Raw genomic sequence first — 17,082 nt, 5'->3', positions numbered from 1 at the left:
GCCGGGATCCACCGGCCCGTCGCCCTGCGCGCACAAGCCGGCGGCCAGGAGGGAGCGCGTCGCCAGGTCCAGCGCGATCGTCACCTCCACCGCCACCGCGCGCCCATCATCGCCCACCGCCGTCACATCCAGGCCGGCGGTGGCGATCTGGACCCTCTCACCAGGCCGCAGTACCGGCTCGGGCGCGGACCCGCGGCGTGTCGCGGTGGCGGTCCGGGCCGGGCTGCCGGGCCGCTCCAGCGGATCGGCCAGGGCGTTCACCAGCCGGTACATCGAGGAGTGGGCCGGCAGTTTCACCTGCCCCGGCCCGTGGGTGGCGTTGAGGATCTGCTCGGTCAGCTCGATGATCTGCCGGATGCTGGTCTTGGCCCGGCCGCGCCGCCGGCGCAGTGCCTCCAGCACCGCGGCCGCCACCCGCTCGTCGCCGCGCCCCCGGCCCGCCGTCTGGCGCATGGAGCGTTTGTCGACCACACCCCACAGCCCGCGCTTGCGGTAGTCCAGGCGCATCTTCTGCACCGTGGCCCGGGAGACCCTGGCCCAGCCCATGCCGGCCAGTTCCTCGGCCTTGGCCTGCTCGCGCTCGGCGAGCGTCCACCGCCCGGGGTCGTACTCCGGGCGCGGCACACCACCCTCGCCGGGGCCGCCGGGCAGCCCGGTCTCGACCTCGCGGATGTGCCGCTGCCAGGCCAAAGCCCGCTCCTGCGCCGGGAGAGGAACGGTCTGGAACAGCCCCCACTGCGGCGCCCCGGCCAGCGGCACCCCCACCACCTCGAACCCCGGGTCGGCCAGCAGCACCGAGGCCAGCACCGAGGCCGTGGTGCCCTCCTCGCCGATCAGCCGCACCGTGGCGCCCACCAGAGCGCCCACCTGCCACGTGCGGCCGTCGAAGACCACCTGCGCACCGGGCTCCACCCGCCGCGCACCGCCGTTGCTGCTGCTCACAGCCCGCTGCGCTCCCGCTCCTGGCCGCGGCCGTGTTCTGAGGACTGTGCCGGTTTCCCCGGGCCGACGAGGGACCGGTGGTGCAGCGGCTGATCCAGCGTCACGTCCAGCCGGCCGGCCCACAGGGCGTGGAAGACGACGGGCAGGACCTCGATCGGGTCGCCGCACGTAGCGGCGCCCTCCTCCAGCGGCCGGGGCTCGGCGAACGCTGCGGTCACGGCGGCCGCCAGACCGGGCGTGCCGGCGTTGCGGGGGTGGCGGTAGCCGGCCAGCCACCGCAAGTTCGCCGCCACCACCGCACCGGGCGGGGCCAAGCGCCGGTAGGCCCAGCCCACCGCCGTACACGCCGCGGCCACGATCTGCGCGGCCCGCAGCGCCCGGATCCCGCCCGCATCCGCGGCGGCGGGGCAGTCGGCCAGCACACCGGTGCCATCGCTACAGCGGGCGAATACCTGCGGCACTCACGACCTGGGCCGCCCGTCGCCCGGGTCGCGCCACACCAGCCGCACCGGCCGCGCCGCAAGCCACACCACCGCAGGGTCGCGGTCCAGGACCATCAGCTGGGTGCGCATCGCCACCGAGCCGTGCATCACGTGCCCGCCGGTCGTCGCCGACCACCACCACCGGACCCCAGCTGCGCCCGGGCACCACCGGGAACCGGGCCACCGCTGGCTGGTCCTCCCACCGCACCGCGCCGGCCGCCTGATCCCAACGCCGCTGCACCAGCTGCCCGTCCGGGCCTGCGAAGACCGCCTCCGCCGAGGCCGCCGCCCGCTCCGCTTCGGCCGGAGGCCACGGCAACGGCTGCGGGGGTAAGGCGGGGCCGCCGGGCCCCGGCGGGTGGTGCGTGTCGATCATGTACTCCAGCCAAGCGTGCCCGTGCGCGCGGACCGCCGAATTCGGCCAACTTCCTGCGCACACCGCCGGTACGCCCGGACTGCCGATGATGGCGCAGACCGGCTGCCGGTGTCAGTGCAGACCCCTGCCCTGGCGTACACCGCTCGCCCCGAGGCGGCCGGGCGCGTCCGCACTCACCCCGGCGGTGTGGGCGCAGCGGTGTACGCGGCGGCGGCGCGGCCGTGCCGGTCGCGGAACAGGCGAGCGGACGGTGGGCGCGGTGCCGGGACCCGGCACGGCACCACCAGTGCTGCCGTGCCCGCGTGCGGCGGCCGCGGTCTGCTCGGCCAGGGCGCGCAGCTGGACCCTGGCCGAGGCGGGGCGGTGGTCGGCACGCAGCCACCACGGGTCCAGCCCGAACCCGCGAGGATCTCGCTGCCCGCGGCGTACGCGGGTGAACGCGCCGATGCAGTCCAGCAGCGGCCCGGCGTGCAGCGGCCCGCCCAGCACCAGCCCCCGCTGCGGGGCCCCGCCCACCTCGGCCAGCCACGGCCGCCCCAGCCGCACGGCGAGTTCGCGGAAGAACTCCCCGTCCGGCCGGAACGGCCGCACGAGCCCGCCCGCCCCGTGGTCCTTCCAGATCCGCTCCTGCATGCCGGGGTCGAGCAGCACGCGCGCGAGCGCCACCGTCTCGGGGAAGACGACCGCGTCGCGGGCGACGATCCGCCACCACCAAAACCGCGGCCCGGCATCCCCGCCCGCGACCGCATGCAGGCGGGCCGGCCAGATGCGTTCCAGTTCCCACTCCAGGGCCTGCTCCCACCACGCACACACCACCGCATGGGCCATGGCGAACACCCGCCCCGGATCCGTGCCGGCCGCAGCCGCGGCCTGGGCGACCTTCGGCCAGGCCCGCTGCGCCGCGGCAACCTCCGGGGCCGCGCGCAGGTCCAGGTGGTGGTGACGGTGGCCGTCCCCGGCGGTGAGCATCCACCGATGGTGGCGGGCACAGACCCGCTGCCACGGCGCGACGTACCGCACCACCACGGTGGCGCGGCCGGTGCGGGCCGCGGTGCACAGCGCGCACCCGTACGCCACCGGCCCGTGCTCGCCGGCCGAGGCGACCTTCCACCGGCCGGCCGGTCTGCCGGACCCGGCGGTCTCGCCGCTCCGGTCCGGCGTGTCTGAGCTCGGCTCGTCGTTGAACGCGGGCAGGGCCCGGACCAGATCGTGCTCGCCGACCCCGCCCAGCCGGGCGAGCAACTGCCTGCCCGCCGGGCTCAGCACTACTTCGGCGTCGTCACGGGGACCGGCCTCGTCACGCGGGCGGGACCCGGTCCAAATCCACCAGGGCAGCAGTGCGGCGGGTTCCATGCCGTAGCGGCAAGCCAACCGGGACAGATACGACCACGTCGTCTCCGCGGCCACCGGGGCAACGCGCAGCACCGCAGGCCGGAGGGCCGGTTGGGCTCGGGCGGCGCTGGGGCCGGCGGCCTGACCGGTGGGTGCCAGGTGCGGCTCCCGCGTCCTGGCACCGGGGATACGACCCGGGGGAGGAGGCTCGGTCATGATTCACCTGCTCCTGCCGCTGGTGCTGCTGGGGAAATGCCCAGGACGGCGGGCGGTCGGGGAGGGGTGTGGCTGGACGGGATCCTGGGTGTGGCGGATGAGTTGCTCGGTTCGTTCCCGGCAGGCGGCGAGGGCGCCGGCTCGGCCGGGCAGGAGGAGAGTGAGCGCGGTCTGGTAGGCGGCGACGGTCGGCCAGGCGGGGCTGTCGCCGTCAAGGGGCATGTGGCGGCCCCACTCGTCCCACAGGGGGTCGGCCAGCGCGATGGTCATGGCGTCCGGGGCTGCTTCGACATCGAGTCCGGTCGGTGGTGCGGGCAGTCCGGCCTGGGCGGCGGGGCCTAGGTGGACGAGGACCAGTTCGAGGGCCGCGGATGTGGCGGTGACCAGCTCCACCGCGCGGCGCAGGGCATGGTCGGGCGCGGCCTCTACTGCGTGCTGCAGTGCGGGCCAGCCTCCGGCCAGGGCAAAGCCTTCCCACGTGCCGCCGTGCCCGGCTGCGTCCCGGGCTGCGGCTGCGGTACGCAGTGCTTCGGCCTGCTCGGGGAAGACCTGGCACAGCGCGTCCAGGAGTTCGTCCTCGCCGACGTCTTCACCGCCGCCGGCGAGCAGCCGGCCCAGGACGAGGGCGAGGCCGCGCTCGACGCGCGGCAGGGGCGCGACCGCGGCCGGGTCTCGGGCGGCGGTGGTGGCGACGGCCCGCAGCAGGGCGTGCTGGTCAAGGTCCGGCACGCGGCGCGCCGCGGCCTCGGCCGCGTCGTGGCGCCGCTGCCAGCTGTCGTCGTCACGGGCGTTGCCTGCCGCAAGCCGTTTCCCGTACCGGTCGAGCTGGTCCGCAACCGCGGTCCGCAGCCGGGCCATGCCGCCCGGGGAGCCGTCGGTTGCCCAGCAGGCCCAGGCCTCCCGCCACCGGCAGCGCCCTGCCCTGGCGGGAGGCTGCGGCCAGCCACGCGGCCCGGGCCACGGTCTGGGGCAGCAGATGCGAGACGGTGCCCCGGCCGCGCCCCAGGTGCTCGCGGGGGTGGGGCGGCAGATAGTGCGCTGCCCGCCACCGCTCCAACTGCGCCTGGGACACGGCCAGTCCGAGGTCGGCGAGCGCGGCGATGAGCGCAGCATCGGCGCCGGAGGGCGCGGAGCGGGTCACCTGCCTCACGTTACAGCCCCGCGAAGTTCCAGCCGGAAGCCTTTCAGCGGTGTGAGGAGATGGCACCCGGCGCCGCGCACCGCGGCGCCGGGAAGGGAACCGATCACCATGCCGGTCAGTGCGCCGACCGCGACCGCCTTGACCGCTGTGCTCGCCGGTCTGCCCCCTGCCGTCATGGGGCTGTTCCTGCTCGCGCGCTGGGGCCGGCCGCTGGTCCTGCTGCTCGGGCTGCTGGCGTCCCTGCGCGGGGTCCGCGGCGCTCACCGGGCAGTGATGTTCGGCCAGTTCGCACACGCCCTCCATCGATGCCGGTGCCGCCCGCCGGGCCCCTGACGGCGGCATTGGCCGACGCTCTCGACACCTACGACGTGATCGTCCTTGTGCCGAGGCACTGGTCCTACCCCGACCTTGAGAACGCGACGGCACACGTCGTGATCGGTGAGATCGACACCTTCCCCGACACCGACTGCCGGACCGCACAGCCAGGCCCCGGGGGTGGAGAGAAGGGTGTACCGCTGACCCCCGAGCAGAGCGCGGCGGTTCTGCGCGAGCGCTGTCTGGGTTTCCTCTTCGGATTCCCGCACCTCCCCATCGACTTGGACGGGGTGATCTGGCAGTCGTGCCGGGAGCTGCCCGTCGACGCGGACTATCTGGCGGGTGTCGACCGGGACATGGACCGTGCCGGGCTGCGCCCCCTGGGCTGGTCGCTCGCCGGGCGCTGGCCTGACCCGCACAAGCAGCTGCCCGGGCCCGACCAGGTGAAGGACCCCTACTTCGTCCAGTGGTACCAGCCCATCGCGGGACGCCTGCGTACGGCGCTGGACGCCCGACCCGTCGGCAGGAACTGACCCGGGAGGGCTGGCCCGCGGTCTTCACCGGGGTGGGCGTCGTCCTGACGATGGTGGCCGGCGTGTGGGCGCTTTACGTCTGAGTCTTCTGCCGCCCCGCTAGCGGCAGATTGCCGCCCTGATCGGAGGGGGAACCGTATCGGGGCACCGCTGTCAGTGGCGGGATTCATACTGGCGGATTAAGCCACAACGCGCGGTCGCGCCTGTCCGGCACCGGTGCACAGGCTCCATGCTGCGCGGATCAGACAGGGGCAACGTGGCCCTTGGAGGGGAGTGCCATGCTGGTGACGTCAGTGGGGATCGAGGCGTTTCGTAACATCACGAACAAGCAGACCATGGCGGTCGACCCCGAGGTCACGTGCCTGATCGGGAAGAACGAGTCGGGAAAGACGACGGTTCTCAAGGCTCTGCATCGGCTGAACCCGGCCAACAATGCGGACGACTTCCATGTCACCACCGACTATCCGCGGCGGAACCTGGCCAGGGACCGGCGCACGAAGGATCTTGACACGGTCGCCCCTGTGACGGCTGTCTTCGAGCTGGAGGACGCGGATTTCGATGCGATCGAGGATCTGGTCGGCGTACGGCCGCCGGCGAAGGCGTACGTCAAGGCGTTGCGTTTCTACGACGGCAGTCTCCGAGCCGAGGTGCGCTGCGCCCTTGAAGACGCTCTGGCGGACGTTTTCGAGGAGGCCGGCGTCGATGATGAGGACGACCAGAAGGCCATCGCCGGGGACCTCAGGACCATCGAGGCCGTGAGTGCTGCGGCGAGGGCCCGAGCCAGGGAAGTGGGCGGCGGTAAGAAGACGGCCCGGGTCAAGGCGATCGAGAGAGTCCCGGCCGAGCTGGACCGGCGCAAGCAGTATGTCGAAGGGGGCCTTGAGGGAGAGGAGCACGAGCAACTGATCGAGCTGCTCCCGAAGTTCTTCTACTTCTCCACCTACGAGATGCTCCCCGGTGACTGCGACCTTCACGCACTTGCCGAGCGCGCGAAGGCCCGGCAGTGGCAGCGCGGCGATGAGACCATGATGTCCCTGCTCCGCCTCGCTGGTGAGGGGCCGGACGATTTCCTGGATGAGGACTACGCCAGCCGCAAGGCCGAACTCCAAGGCGCCAGTCTGCACCTGAGCGCTCAGGTCTTCGAGTACTGGAAGCAGAACCCGGACCTCACGGTCGTCTTCGACACCGACCTGGTTCCCATGCCCCCGGTCACCAACGGTCAGCCGCAGCCCCACCATCGGCTGCTCAAGATCGAGCTGCGCGACGACCGGCACGGCGGGGTGGAGACCAACTTCTCCACCCGTTCTACCGGCTTCCAGTGGTTCTTCTCCTTCCTTGCCGCATTCAGCGCCTACCGCGACACCGATGAGCGCGTCGTCGTCCTGCTCGACGAACCGGGCACCAGCCTGCACGGTGAGGCTCAGGGCGACTTCCTCCGGTACGTCTACGGGGAACTCGGACCCAAGCAGCAGGTCCTCTACACCACCCACTCCCAGCACATGATCGACCCCACGCGGTACGAGACGATGCGCGCCATCCACGACCAGGCAACCCGCGAAGACCCGAACCTGGGTGTGGTCATTACCTCGGTCAGCCTGTCCGCAGACCCCAAGACGATCCTGCCGGTGGAGGCGGCGCTCGGGTACTCCGTGGCGCAGCACCTGTTCCTCGGAGTCGGCCCGCTGCTGGCCGTGGAAGGCAGCAGCGACTTCGTCTTCCTCATGCGCATGTCCGACTTCCTGGTCAGCCAGGGCCGCACCGGTCTTGACCCCCGGCTGGCCATCATCCCAGTCGGTGGCATCGGCAACATGCCGGCCTTCATCGCTGTCATGGGGCGCCGACTGTCAGTCCGAGCGCTCATCGACGGGGCCGAGACCACCAAGGTGACCGCCAAGGTTCTCAGCGCCGCTGAGGCGGCCAATGTCGATGCCGCGCACATCACCGTCATCGGCCAGCTCGACGGGCTCCCGGAGACGGCCGACATCGAGGACCTGTTCTCCACTAAGGACTACCTCTGGCTCTACAACAGGGCTACCGAGGTGACTATCAATGAGGAAGACCTGGTCACCCCCGACAAGCCCCTCCCGATCCTCAAGCGCATCGGGATCGCCCGGGAGAAGCAGCACAAGCCCCGGGACTTCGACCATGTCGGACCGGCACACCAGCTCACCCAAGACAAGAGCGCCTTCTTCGAGCAGGTGGACGACGTCACCCTGGGCCGCTTCGAGACGGTATTCAAGAAGCTCACGGCCTGAACTTGTGGACAGCACGAGACCCCGAGCACTGGCATGGCGGCCCGGGGTTTCGTGCGTATCCGGCTGGATAAACGCCCGCCACTGCTGGCGTCAGGCCCACTCCATGCCCAGCGCGGCGAGGGCGGCGAGCTGGTCGGCGGTGAGTTTGCCGCGGCGGCTTTTGGTGTTGGAGACCCATACGCCAAGCCGGATGACTACCGGTTCCGCCTGGCCGTCGACGGTGATCGTCTCGGTGTGCGTCCTGGGTACGGGCCGGTCGGTGCCTTCCCGCTCCACCCACTGCGCGAGAGCTGTCACGCCCCGCTGAAAAGCCTGCGCCGCCTTGTGCGTCCCCTTCGCCGCGCCTTTGGCTGCCGGGGCGGGGGACGGGGCTGCAGGGGGTTGCATGCCGAGTGTGGTCAGCCGTTTCTGCTGCTCGGTGGACAGCTGCTTCCAGGTGCCGGGTTCTTGTTGCCGCCAGCGCCATGTGCCGATGTCGTCGCCGTCCCAGATGACGCCGGGTGCGAGGTAGGGCAGGGCGCCTTCGTCGTCGACGATGTCGGCGAGGACCCGGTAGTGGCGCTGCCAGTCCAACGGCCAGGGGCAGTTCCAGTCCGGGTCGATCTCCGCGAGCTGCGCCGCGCGGACGGCGGCCCGCTCCGGGTCCTTACCCAGGCCGCCCTTGCGGCGGAGGTTGGCGATGTGCTGCCCGATGGGCACCATCGCCTCGCCCTCGCCCCACACCGCGTCCTGCCGGGGCGCGAGGTGGCCGGTGGCGCGCCGGTACGAGCGCAGCGCGGACAGCTTGTTTTCCCATGCCTCCTGGCCGGGTTCCCAGACCATCCCGGCTTCGGGGGCGTCGAGCAGTTCCTTGCGGCGCGGTTCCAGTTCCCCGGCCCGCAGCGCTTTTCGCTGCTGGTGTGCCCATCGTCCCAGCGGGAAGTCCTTGGTGACGCCCACCGCCGTCTCGGTGTCGTACGGGACGGCGTGCAGGCCGGTGATCTTGTTCTCCGCCCGCCACCGCAGCAGGGCCTGGTAGCCCTCGAGCCACACCAGCGAGTCCGGGCGGTAGACGCGGGTGCGCAGGAACGCCGCGATCGTCGCGGCGTCGCGGGGGCTGGCGAAGTTCAGAAGTGCTGACTCGGCTGCAGCGTCGGTGTCGTCCTGCTCCCGGTCCTCGCCCTCGCCGCCAGCCCCGACGATCCGGACTTCTTCGTCGCGCTGCACGTGGACTCTGCGCTCTTCCCGGCTCCGGGTGAGGGCGCGGGAGGCGAGCTGCTCGACGAGGCGCTCGTCGTGGGAGCGCAGGCCCTGGAGGACCGCTACGAGCGGTGCGAAGCTGGCAGAGGCGACCATGTCGGTGGGGTCCTCGCCGGGTTCGAGGAAGACCGGCACGATGATCCGGGCGACCTTCGTGGTCCCGTCGGGGTTGGGGCGCAGGGCGCGGCCGATGTTCTGGACGATCTCGACCTGGGAGCCGCGGGTGTCGGCGAAGCAGATCGCCTCCACCCCCCGGGTACCCACGATGTCGACGCCTTCACCGAGCACGCGAACGGATGCGAGGAACGCGCGGTGGACGCGTCGGCCAGCGGCGTCGATGCCGTTCGCGAACTGCCGCAGCACCTCGCGGCGTTCGGCGACGGTGTGGTCGCCGCACAGCCACGCGGACCAGACCCGGTCCGGGGGAACGTGGCGGCCGGTCTGCACCTCGTCGGGCTCTGCGCCGAGGGGGGAGACAGGGCGTTCGTCTGCCTGCTCCAGGACGTGGTCGGTGACCGGGTCGGTGTACAGATCCGCGGCGGTCTCGCCGAGCTTGTCGGCGAACGCGGCGGCTTCCTCGACCCGGTGGTGGAACGTCATCACGGTGCGCAGGTTGAGGCGGGCGGCGTGTTCCAGCAGCGCGGCCTGGAGCAGCGCCAGGCGCCGTCCGCGCCTGGCCTCGTCGGACAGGCCGACGAAGTAGTCGGGGTCCTCGATCTCCAGCACGTCGATCTCGAACCCCGCCAGGACCCCCCTCTCCACCGCCTCCGACAGCCCCAGCTCCGCCCCGGGGAGCCAGGCCCCGAAGGTGCCGTCGGGGTCGTCGGCCATCGACGCGATCTCCAGGTCTTTCCCGTCCTTGCCCTTCTGCGGCCGGGGGGCGGCCAGGAGGCGGGGGGTCGCGGTGAGGTAGAGGCGGAAGTCGGCGGGGATGCGGGCGTTGTCGTGGATCGCCGCCCACGGGCGCCCCAGGTCGCCGGCGGTTCCGTGGGCTTCGTCCACGACGGCGAGGTGGAAGCCGTCCATGCGCTGGCCGTAGAGGCGGTCTCCGCCCGCCAGGGCGGCCTCCAGCGGCCCGCGCACCTTCCGGCGGCCGGTCATGTCCTCGGGGTCCTCGCGGTCCACGAGAGAGGCGTACGTGGCGAACACCACGACCGGCCCCGACCCGGCCCACAGCGCGAGCTGGATCGGATTGGTGGTGGCGCGCACACCCAGCCCGTTCAGCACCTCGTCGTTCTCCAGGGAGCAGACGGCGACCATGGGGGAGCGGTGGCCGACCGCCCGCCACGCCTGGGCGGTCTGCACCAGCAGGTCCAGCGTCGGGACGGTGACCAGGATCCGCCCCTCGGGGAAGGACTCCAGCGCACTCGCAGCGGCCATGATCGTTTTACCGGAACCGGTCGCGGACACGATCGTGCCCCGCTCTCCCCGAGCGGGCACGGATGATCGTGCGGGGAATCCGACCCACTTCCGGAAAGCCGCCTTCTGGTTCACCTGATGTTTCTTGAGTTGAATCCCGGTCATTATTCTCCCCGTTTCTACCGGATTTGAAATGCGGCACTGGCTTTGCCAGGATTAATTCATCCGGTGGCCGGGTCTGCGAGATCCGTACTCCGGCGTTCGGTGCCACATCGACGCCCGTGAGGCTCACAGGAGCAAATCGCTGCCTGTTGGCCCCGGCGAACGCCTTCGCCTGTATTTCAGGGCTGACGCAGATCGTCACCGGCCCCGCCCGTGCCGTAGCGCTCACTGCGGCGTAGGTATGCTGCGCCGCCCGCCATGCGGATGGACCTGCGCGCGGTTCCCGGGGTGCGCGACGGCCTCGGCGGCTTCGGCCTGGCGGATGCGGAGCTTCACGGCAAGAAGCGGGTCCTCGTAGTCGCGTCGGATCATGGCGGCAGTGACGGGAGAGTGTCAGGTGGCGTTGTAGGCGAGCTTCGCCAGCTTCAGCGCGTCCTCGAGACCTTTGTCGTCGGTGAGGTCCACACTCACACGGTAGGCGGGATGACCGGTGGTCAGGATGCGAGCGGCGCGGGTGCGGAGCTCCTGCAGTGCTTCCTTTCCGAGGTCGAGCCGCAGGTTGACCGAGCTGTACTGGGCATAGACGTAGGCGAAGCCGCCGAACCGGGAGCCCTGCCTGCGCAGCCGGAGGTAGCTGCCGTAGTCCAGCGGTTCGCCGGCCTCGGCGCCCTTGCGCTTGATGCCGTGAACGACGACGTTCTCCCAGGTGGTCGTCTCCGCCATGAAGCGCACGAAGAGCCCGGGTGCCGGGCTACGCCGCAGCAGGCCGCGCAGGATCGCCTGACCCTCGTCGGCCACCCCCGGCACACGGTCCGGTACCTCTTCGCCGCTCTCCGCCATGGCCGCGCCGGCGAGGTGGGCACGGCCATGGCGTTCCATCAGTTCACGCACCGCACTCGAGCCGTCCAGCTCCTCCGGTGTTCCCTCGAACTGGAAGACAGTCAGCTTCATCGTTCCCCCTTGGGTCTCACTTTCGGATACTCGGCTCACTCTAAAATTACTACGGTAGCTATGTATAGTTGCTGTAGTTCGCTGATCCGGCGGCTGTGAGTGGGCGTACTGGAGGCCTGGCGCCTGGACGTGGAGGAACGCAAGCTCACCACCGCCCCGGCCGCCGACGCGGATCCCTTGCGGACGGCCGGGCCCGCGGTCGACCGCGCGCTGGCCACCCTGCGCGGCGAGTTGGCGCGGGCCGACACCAAGGCCAGTGTTCTGCTGGGTCTGACCGGTGCCGCCCTGGTCGCCATCGGCTCCGGCGGCGGCATCCCGGCCACCGCGATGGGCGTCGCGGCCACCGGGGTGGCCGCGTTCCTGGCCGCCACCGTCCTGCTCCTGCTCGCGGTCCGGCCCCACCTCGGGGGCGCGGGCTGGCCCACCTGGCCGACCTTGAGTCCGGACGAGCTGCACGCCGCGGTCCTGCACGGGCAGTACCTCGCGGAGGTCCAGGTCCTCGCCTCCATCGCGGTCGCCAAGTTCCGCCGCCTGCGCCAGGCCGTGCACCTGGTCCTGGCCGGCGCCGCCCTGCTCGCCCTGGCCGTACTGCTGTGGAGGGTCTGACCATGGTCCGCCGCCTCCGGCCGCGCGCCCCGCGCCGCACCCCTGAGGTTCCCGTCCCCGGCCAGCTCGGCCTGTTCGGCTCGCCCGACCCGTGGGAGCCCACCCGGGACTGCACCTGCCGGCCGCCCGACCTCCGCGCCTGCCACCACTGCCGGACCTGCGACACCTGCCAGGACTGCGGCCGATGCGCCGGCCGCGGCTGCTCCTGCGAGTGCGAGGACTGACTGAACGGCTACGGGGCCCGCCGACAACCGGTCGGCGGGCCCCGTAGCCGTTCAGCCTGAGCGCGAGCGCCCACTGTTACGGGACGGCGAGCGACGGCGACCCGCGCCTGTCGTGCCCCCGATCCCAGTTCACAGGGTTCGGGGACGCGGTGTTTTTGTACGGGATTATGTGTCGGTGAAGGCGTACGCAGTCCCCCGGCGGCCTGGGTTCGGTCTGGTGGGGGCTGCAAGTTGGGCTTGCGGCCCCTGCTAGCGGGCGCTAGGGGATCAGTCGGGGTTGAGGGGCGACTGGAGTTTGGCGCCCAGGTCGTCGAGGATCACGATGACGTGGGGCTCGAAGATGCCTAGGGCGAGGCTGACCATGAAGGCCCAGCCGCACACGGCTATCGGCAGCCATTTGTCGTCCTCGCGGACGGAGACGGGCAGGTCGATGGTGAGCACCCATCCGATCCAGATGACGAACAGCGCGAGGGCCCCGATGAGTGCGTAGGCGCCCAGCTGCCAGACGGTGTTGTGATGGGCCATCTGCAGGTGTGCGAACCCGCAGCCGACGGTGTAGGCGCTGGCGCCGGCGGGGGGCCACGTCGCGAGGCCGTACAAGGTGAGCTGTGTCTTCGACCAGTAGGTGGTCCGGCCGAAGGGGAAGGTGCCGGTGCCGGGCTGCTCCTGGGCGAGGCGGACGGTGGCGCGCGGGGGTGTCGGGCTGGCTGGCGGCCGCTGGCCGTTGGCCGGGAAAGGGGCGGGGGTGTCTGCGGAGGCCGGGTCGGGAGCGGGTGCTGGGGCCGGGTCGGCCGGGGCGGCGGTTTCGTGGCCGGGCGGGAGTTGGCGGGCGGTGGCTTCTTCCAGGGCGCGGAGCTGGCGGCGGACGGCGTCGGCGTGGTCGGCCGCGCGGGCCTCGGTGCGGTCGACGGCTTCGATCTCGCGGTCGGTGGTCTTCAGGTCCTGCTCGGCTTCGTGGAGCTGGGCTTTGAGGAGGCCGAGTTCGGCTTCCAGCTCGGTGATCCTCTGGTCTTTGCGGTCGTGCTCGAGCTGGGACAGGACGGCGGTGCGGCCTGCGGCCTGCTGGAGCTCCTCGACCTGGCGGCGCAGGCGTGCGACGTCGGCCTGGGCGGCGTCGTGCTGGTCGCGGAGGGTTTCGGCATAGGCGCCGACGTTCTTGAGCTGCTGGAGCGCGCGGCGGAGCTCCTGGCGCAGCATGTACTTCTCGTACTCGTAGCGGCTGGCGGTCTTCGCGGCCTCCCGCCACAGCTCCCACGTCTGCTCGACGACCTGCTCGGACAGGGCGGGCTGCAGCGACCGGAGGAGGTCGTCGACTGCGAACTCGGTCGGCATGGTCTTGCCGTTGCGCCACCGGGACACCTGCGTCTCGGACAGGTCGTGGTTGGTGGCGTAGACGTAGGCGGGCTGGCCGGTCTGCTCCAGCAGCCACCGGAACCTCTCCACCCACCGCTGGAGGGCCTCCTCGTCCCGTGGCGCGTCGGTCCCGCCGTTCTGCTCGGCCGGTAAGCCGTCCTCGTTGCCGACCGTCATGTCCCCCATGTCCCCTCCGGCAGGGGGTGCAAGCCCGGCGCTGCCACCCCATGCAACCCTCTGAGCTGCAAAAACTTCCAGATTTCACTTCCCGCCAGCACCCGCAGGCCCCCCATTGTGATGGTGCGCGCAGCCGCGCGCCGGAGAACCGGACAAGGGGGCACGACGTGCGACACCTGAGTTCACTCGCAGGCGGCACGGTGGCGGCCGCGCTGCACACCATGGGCACCGGCGGGGCGGTGGCGGCGCTGTGCGCCCTGGTGGGAGTCGTGCTGCTGTTCGCCGGGGTCGTCCTGCCCGCGGTCTGGTCGAACAAGCCGGCCCGCCGCGCAGCGGCCCTGGCGGTCCTGCGGGAGCTGCGCCACCGCCGCGCCCAGGGCCCGTAACCGTGCCTGCCCGACCGACCTTCTGCCCGGCCCAGGGCGGCCGGGCAGAAGGTCGGGGCGCGCTGTTGTCGGGGGCTGTTCAGCGGATGGGTTCGGCGAGGTAGGAGCCGTCGAACAGCGAGGTGTCGGTGAGTATGAAGCGGGTCGTCTCGCCGTTGACCAGGTGGACGACGGCGGTGCCGGCGGGGAGCGGGCTGGCGATCCGCTCGGGTCCGCCGCTGCTGCTCCTGGTCGTGAGCAGGGTGTAGGTGCGGTTCACGGGTCGGTCCGGTGCCGTACCGGCCGCGGGCGTCGGCGGCTTCGGGTTCCCGTTCGGCTGCTGCTCGGTGCCCGGGAGGCGTCCGGGTCCCTGGGGCTCGGTGCCCCAGCGGATGTGCACGCGGCGCGGGGGAGGCCCGGCGGTAGCTGGCGGCGGGGACCGGAACCACGCAAGTCGACTTGCGTGACGCGGTCTACGCGGCGGGGTGGGGATCAGGCCAGCGCCTGTCCCCCACCCCGCTCTCGCGTACGGCGGTGGCGAGGCCCGCGTGTGCGCCTTGCGTGGAATGGCGAAGCCGATGCGGCCCCGGCACTTCGCGAGGCGGGCCTCGGGTGCGCGGTGGCGTGCATCGGCTTCGTGAGCGGGTGCGCCAACACCCTCTCGGTTTCCTTCTCCCCTGGTGCGCAGGTCGGACCCAGTAGCAATCAGGGCGGCCGAACCCCTCACAGCAAGTTCGGTCTGGAGTTGAGTGTGCCGATGTGGGGTTGATGCTGTCCGCCGAGGATGGGCACGCCCGTGAATCAACGCAGGCCGTTGACTAGGCGTTGAGCTGCGTTGGCCGGGACCGCATGCAGGAGACGAGGATGCTGTGTGGTAGAGCGTGTTGCAGCGCCCTGACCAGCGAATATGTCGGGCACTAACTATCTGGTGGGGCCATCGGTGTCTCAGGGATGAGACACGAGATTTGCAGGATCATGCTTTGGTGCGGTGGTGAATCAATGGTCCCGCTGGGGCCGGACGTGGTCTACGCGGCTGACACCATGGACGACAGCAAGCCCACTTCGCGCGCCAGGAGCGCCAACTCCCGTACGGCGCAAGAGATGGGTTCGGACCCAGTTTGAGCAGCATCGTCCGGCGATCTCGCGATCGCCGGACGGCTCAATTAGCAATGAGGAAGTGATCGACATGGGCGTGACGCCCTTCCCCGCTGTACTCCCGGCGGTCCCCGAGCCGGAGCCGTCCGGCAGCGCTACCCCCTCCCCGTCGCCCGGTTCGGTATGCCGCACGCGCTCGTTCTCATCGCGTGTGTCGTCACCGCAGCCGTGCTTGCCGAGATGGGCATGCCGGTGAAGGACGTCATCTTCCTTCTGGGCAGCTCGATCAGCGTTGGCGACGGCGCGTTGGCGGCGGTCGTGACCGCTGGCCGCATCGGTGGCCGCGTCGGCGGGCGGATCGACCGCTTCAAGGACGCCTACCGGAACTCGGCCGGGTGACCACCATGGCTGCCGCGAAGGCCGGCCGCCCCGAGCTGCCGGTGGACCGCACTGTCCCGGCCTGCGCGGAGCTCGCCGACTTCCTGCGCGCCCGCAAGGACGCCCACGGGCACACCTACCGGCAGATGGCCCACCTCGCCGGCGGCACGCCGTCGGCGGCCACGTTCGAGCGCGCCGCCACCGGGACCATCGTTGGGGCATGGGAGACCGTCGAGACGTTCGTCGAGGTGACCGCCACCAAGGAGGAGTTCTTCACCGGCGAGCTCGGCCGCGCCGTGACCCGCGCCAGACAGCTGTGGCTCTGCGCCCGCCGGGCCACCCGCGCTCCGTACTACGTCCACACCGCGCCCGACCCCGAGCTCATCGTGAAGAAGCCCGACTTCGCCCTGGCCCTGCGCGACCAACACATCTGGGGCGGATGCCCGACCCCCGGGGAGATGGAAAGGGCGGCTGGCATCGGCGTACTGCCGAGCACTACGGCCCGCCGCATCATCAAAGGCCGCGCACTGCCGGTCACACCCGAGCAGGCCCTGGCCTTCCTGCACGCCTGCAACGCAGAGGTCACCAGTCTCCAGCACTGGCTGGAGGCCGCAGCCCGAGTCGGTCTGAAGCACCCCGACATCTGGACCGATGCCTGCGACAGATATACGTTCGGTGGGGAAATGTACATAATCAGCGAAATTGAAGAAATCGAAGGAGTTGCCGTAGATTCCCTTCGGCCTCGCGACGAGTCGAGTGAACTCACTACCCAACTGGAAAACGCCGCCTGAGTGATCCCTGTCGCGCCTCCGTATTTTTTGGATTGAATTCGGAGGCGCGGTGTTTTGTGTCTGTGTTCGGTTTCTTTTCTGCAATTTTCTCGGGCCAGTTTGTTACCTATCGGCGACGTGGTGATATTTGCCGTGGGTGGCTGATGGTGTGTCAGGTGGTGCGGGGTGGTGGGGGTGCGGGGCTGTGTCCCGGGGGTGGTGTTGGGGGTGGGGGTGCACGTGGCCCAGGGCGGGGCTGTGGGGGCGCGTAAGTGCTGCTCAGAGTGCCTGTAGCCCCTGTGTGAGCCGGGCCCCGGGAGGGAGCCGGAGAGGGCCGTACGCGGCCGCACCCCGTGCGGTGCGGAGGGGCGGGCGCGGCTCTGACCGCCTGTCCCGGGGGTGGGGGCTGGTTCCAGAACCTACACAGGCCGTAAGTTTGATGCACGGGGGTGCGCCGGATCTGCCAACGGTACATGTGCATCACTCCCGGTGATTGGAGGCCGGTCGACGGCACGCCCCCACCACCTCCCGCAGCAAGATCGCCCCCGCCGGCCGGCCCCCCCATCCCCGGAGCGCAGCGGAGGGGGTGGTGCACGAGTCCAGAACCAAGCCCCACAAGGGAATTGACGCACGCGGGCGGAGCGGAGCGAGCCCGCGGCCGAGGCCTGCGAAGCGGGGCCGGCCAGCCCGGCACGGCCGGGCCGCAGGGTGCGGAGCACCCTGCCCCGCGCGCAGTGCGGGGCAGTCACGCAGAGCGAAGCGCAGCGTGATCCCTGCGCCGCGCGCAGCGCGGCGGGCCCCGCTGCGCGGG

Annotated in this window: 17 protein-coding genes; 9 read left to right on the top strand and 8 right to left on the bottom strand. The window is 71.3% G+C overall.

What is annotated here, in order from left to right:
• Window positions 1-139 precede the first annotated feature (139 nt).
• Window positions 140-496, top strand: coding sequence for a hypothetical protein (locus ACH4PY_RS35465; protein ID WP_398192633.1), 357 nt, complete (start codon window positions 140-142; stop codon window positions 494-496).
• A 442-nt stretch (window positions 497-938) separates the two neighbouring features.
• Here the strand turns inward: ACH4PY_RS35465 and ACH4PY_RS35460 are convergent, their stop codons facing one another.
• From ACH4PY_RS35460 to ACH4PY_RS35450, 3 genes are all read right to left on the bottom strand, one after another.
• Window positions 939-1,403 carry a TnsA-like heteromeric transposase endonuclease subunit gene (locus ACH4PY_RS35460; protein WP_398192632.1) on the bottom strand — a complete coding sequence of 155 codons (465 nt, stop codon included), beginning with the start codon at window positions 1,401-1,403 and terminating at the stop codon, window positions 939-941.
• A gap of 508 nt (window positions 1,404-1,911) precedes the next feature.
• A complete protein-coding gene (locus ACH4PY_RS35455) occupies window positions 1,912-3,153 on the bottom strand; it encodes a DNA-binding protein (protein WP_398192631.1) in 1,242 nt (413 codons plus the stop codon).
• Between the two features lie 198 nt (window positions 3,154-3,351).
• On the bottom strand, window positions 3,352-4,206 hold the full coding sequence (locus tag ACH4PY_RS35450) for a hypothetical protein (RefSeq protein WP_398192630.1): 855 nt from the start codon (window positions 4,204-4,206) through the stop codon (window positions 3,352-3,354).
• A gap of 391 nt (window positions 4,207-4,597) precedes the next feature.
• Here ACH4PY_RS35450 and ACH4PY_RS35445 point away from each other — a divergent pair, with 391 nt between their 5' ends.
• The 3 genes from ACH4PY_RS35445 to ACH4PY_RS35435 all read left to right on the top strand — a co-directional run bounded on the left by ACH4PY_RS35445 (window position 4,598) and on the right by ACH4PY_RS35435 (window position 7,592).
• Window positions 4,598-4,822: a hypothetical protein gene (locus ACH4PY_RS35445; protein ID WP_398192629.1), complete on the top strand. Its 225-nt coding sequence runs from the start codon at window positions 4,598-4,600 to the stop codon at window positions 4,820-4,822.
• Window positions 4,795-5,337, top strand: coding sequence for a hypothetical protein (locus tag ACH4PY_RS35440; protein ID WP_398192627.1), 543 nt, complete (start codon window positions 4,795-4,797; stop codon window positions 5,335-5,337). The genes ACH4PY_RS35445 and ACH4PY_RS35440 overlap by 28 nt, the downstream gene beginning before the upstream one ends.
• 278 nt (window positions 5,338-5,615) lie before the next feature.
• On the top strand, window positions 5,616-7,592 hold the full coding sequence (locus tag ACH4PY_RS35435; RefSeq protein ID WP_398192625.1) for an AAA family ATPase: 1,977 nt from the start codon (window positions 5,616-5,618) through the stop codon (window positions 7,590-7,592).
• A gap of 90 nt (window positions 7,593-7,682) precedes the next feature.
• Here the strand turns inward: ACH4PY_RS35435 and ACH4PY_RS35430 are convergent, their stop codons facing one another.
• From ACH4PY_RS35430 to ACH4PY_RS35420, 3 genes are all read right to left on the bottom strand, one after another.
• Window positions 7,683-10,355, bottom strand: coding sequence for a Helicase associated domain protein (locus ACH4PY_RS35430; protein ID WP_398192623.1), 2,673 nt, complete (start codon window positions 10,353-10,355; stop codon window positions 7,683-7,685).
• A gap of 222 nt (window positions 10,356-10,577) precedes the next feature.
• A complete protein-coding gene (locus ACH4PY_RS35425) occupies window positions 10,578-10,724 on the bottom strand; it encodes a hypothetical protein (protein WP_398192621.1) in 147 nt (48 codons plus the stop codon).
• A 21-nt stretch (window positions 10,725-10,745) separates the two neighbouring features.
• Window positions 10,746-11,303, bottom strand: a complete 558-nt coding sequence (locus tag ACH4PY_RS35420; RefSeq protein WP_398192619.1) for a hypothetical protein — start codon at window positions 11,301-11,303, stop codon at window positions 10,746-10,748.
• A gap of 99 nt (window positions 11,304-11,402) precedes the next feature.
• On the opposite strand from ACH4PY_RS35420, the gene ACH4PY_RS35415 reads away from it, so the two are divergent.
• Window positions 11,403-11,909: a Pycsar system effector family protein gene (locus ACH4PY_RS35415; protein ID WP_398192617.1), complete on the top strand. Its 507-nt coding sequence runs from the start codon at window positions 11,403-11,405 to the stop codon at window positions 11,907-11,909.
• Window positions 11,910-11,911: 2 nt separating this feature from the next.
• The gene (locus ACH4PY_RS35410) at window positions 11,912-12,133 is read left to right on the top strand and encodes a hypothetical protein (RefSeq protein ID WP_398192615.1); all 222 of its coding nucleotides are present in this window, start codon (window positions 11,912-11,914) and stop codon (window positions 12,131-12,133) included.
• Window positions 12,134-12,400: 267 nt separating this feature from the next.
• Here ACH4PY_RS35410 and ACH4PY_RS35405 read toward each other — a convergent pair whose 3' ends face one another.
• A complete protein-coding gene (locus tag ACH4PY_RS35405; RefSeq protein ID WP_398192614.1) occupies window positions 12,401-13,672 on the bottom strand; it encodes a hypothetical protein in 1,272 nt (423 codons plus the stop codon).
• A 158-nt stretch (window positions 13,673-13,830) separates the two neighbouring features.
• Here ACH4PY_RS35405 and ACH4PY_RS35400 point away from each other — a divergent pair, with 158 nt between their 5' ends.
• Window positions 13,831-14,049, top strand: a complete 219-nt coding sequence (locus ACH4PY_RS35400) for a hypothetical protein (protein WP_398192612.1) — start codon at window positions 13,831-13,833, stop codon at window positions 14,047-14,049.
• Between the two features lie 79 nt (window positions 14,050-14,128).
• On the opposite strand, the gene ACH4PY_RS35395 is transcribed toward ACH4PY_RS35400, so the two are convergent.
• A complete protein-coding gene (locus tag ACH4PY_RS35395; RefSeq protein WP_398192610.1) occupies window positions 14,129-14,308 on the bottom strand; it encodes a hypothetical protein in 180 nt (59 codons plus the stop codon).
• A gap of 998 nt (window positions 14,309-15,306) precedes the next feature.
• Between ACH4PY_RS35395 and ACH4PY_RS35390 the strand changes: the two genes are divergently transcribed.
• Together ACH4PY_RS35390 and ACH4PY_RS35385 are read left to right on the top strand one after the other, a co-directional pair.
• Window positions 15,307-15,522 (top strand): hypothetical protein, encoded by a 216-nt coding sequence (locus ACH4PY_RS35390; RefSeq protein WP_398192608.1) that lies wholly within the window; start codon window positions 15,307-15,309, stop codon window positions 15,520-15,522.
• Complete coding sequence (locus ACH4PY_RS35385) at window positions 15,519-16,292, top strand: hypothetical protein (protein ID WP_398192606.1); 774 nt, start codon at window positions 15,519-15,521, stop codon at window positions 16,290-16,292. Before ACH4PY_RS35390 ends, ACH4PY_RS35385 begins: the two co-directional genes overlap by 4 nt.
• Window positions 16,293-17,082 lie beyond the last annotated feature (790 nt).

Source organism: Streptomyces sp. NPDC021224, assembly GCF_044332905.1.
Lineage (GTDB): Bacteria > Actinomycetota > Actinomycetes > Streptomycetales > Streptomycetaceae > Actinacidiphila.
This window is presented reverse-complemented; position numbering and strand designations above follow the sequence as displayed.